The organism is Ruminococcus sp. 210702-SL.1.03, assembly GCF_020559915.1.
Taxonomy (GTDB): Bacteria; Bacillota; Clostridia; order Oscillospirales; family Ruminococcaceae; genus YE71.
This window is the reverse complement of the sequence record NZ_JAJCLZ010000136.1, coordinates 1-362: the sequence shown is the minus strand read 5'-3', so window position 1 is coordinate 362 and position 362 is coordinate 1. Positions and strand designations below refer to the sequence as shown.

General features: G+C 43.1%; 1 protein-coding gene. It reads right to left on the bottom strand.

The annotated features are described in order from the left end of the window. On the bottom strand, positions 1–362 hold a 362-nt coding region (locus LI114_RS13800; RefSeq protein WP_227221144.1), incomplete at both ends, for a DNA adenine methylase.

The window sequence follows — 362 nt, the reverse complement described above, 5'->3', positions numbered from 1 at the left end:
ATCTATCATCGGAAAATCAGACCACATTGAATGCGGCTGACTTCCAAAGCTGTCAAGACCGCTTGCATAGCTGTAACGTATGAGCTGATAGAATTTTGACGCTCTGTCTGCATCACATAGCTTTTCAAAAATCCCACGCTTATGAAGTAAAGCGATACGGTCAAAATCTTCACGGGAATTGAGGACATACCGCAACTTGTATTTCAGCTTATTGGGTTTATCACGCACACACCGATAAAGATTTGAGAGATTTCCGTTAAAATCGTTATACACCTCAAAATCCATACCCGGCGGCTTATGGAACAACACCCAGCCTGCACCTCCGAAAACCTCGATATATCGTTCATAGTAAGGCGGAAATC